Origin of the sequence: Rubrobacter calidifluminis, from assembly GCF_028617075.1 — a bacterium.
In the GTDB taxonomy this organism is placed as follows: Bacteria; Actinomycetota; Rubrobacteria; order Rubrobacterales; family Rubrobacteraceae; genus Rubrobacter_E; species Rubrobacter_E calidifluminis.
Genome location: NZ_JAQKGV010000046.1, coordinates 1 through 969, shown reverse-complemented (window position 1 = coordinate 969; position 969 = coordinate 1). Strand labels below are relative to the sequence as shown.

Annotated in this window: 1 protein-coding gene; it reads right to left on the bottom strand. The window is 67.6% G+C overall.

Going from position 1 to position 969, the window contains the following annotated elements; genetic code table 11:
- The coding region (locus tag PJB24_RS15775; RefSeq protein ID WP_273847607.1) for a C-terminal helicase domain-containing protein at window positions 1–864 on the bottom strand (864 nt) is incomplete at its 3' end.
- Window positions 865–969: the final 105 nt, after the last annotated feature.

Genomic DNA, 969 nt, shown 5'->3' with positions numbered 1-969 from the left:
CGTTCCCGGAACCGCCTTTGCTTCTCCGTTCTCGATGAAGCCCAGCTTGGCGGGGCGCTCCTCGCGGCAGAAGGAATCGACGAAGACCTTGAGCAGCCGCGAGCCGCGCAGGATGTCCGGGTCTTCGGGGAGGTGGTCCACTACCTCCCGCGAGACGAAGACGATGAGCTTCGCCCGCGGCCGGGAGGCCATGACGTTGAAGCGGTTTGCGCTCATGAGGAACTCGTCTTCGTCGGCTATCGCGTCGGGGTCGCCGAGGGCGTAGGAGGCGATGATGAGGTCGCGCTCCTGGCCCTGGAAGCGCTCGACGGTGTCCACGGCGTCCCGGATGAGGTTGGGGTCTTCGTCGGGGAAAGTACGCTGGAGCCGGCCTGCGATGAGCCCCTGCTGCGCCCGGTGGGGGGTGACGACCCCGATCGCCTTCTTCCAGAACTCCGGTGGAGAATAAGGTTTATCCTGGCGGGGCAGCATATCCCCGGTTGCGGGATCCCGCTCGCCCGAGAGCCCCGCCGCCCTTCCGCGGAGCAGCGCGATGATGGCGACGACGGCGTCGGCCTCGAACCGGTTCCACTGGCTGCTTCGGCCCTCGGGGTAGACGAAGCAGAGGACCGGGAGGTTGGGATCCACCAGCGACGCCCACTCCGGGGTCCAGTAGAGCTCCTCGGGCCATCCATCGGGGCGCTCCTGCGGCAGGGGATCGAGGAGGTTGAGCCTGAGTTCGGGGGAGAAGCTTTTGAGCGTGCGCCGGTAGCCGGCCTCGAGCGAGAAGCTGACCAGCATGGAGCTTGAGCGGTAGTTTGTATCCAGCATGATGGGCTCGACGCCGTGGACGTCCTCGCAGAAGGCGAAGACCGATCCGACCATCGACTCGAGGCCGAGCGGGGGGGGCGGCCTGCCGGATGGGGGGCAGTTGCCTGGGGTCGCCGGCCAGGACGACGCTTCCGCCCTTCGCCAGCGAGCAGAGGGCGA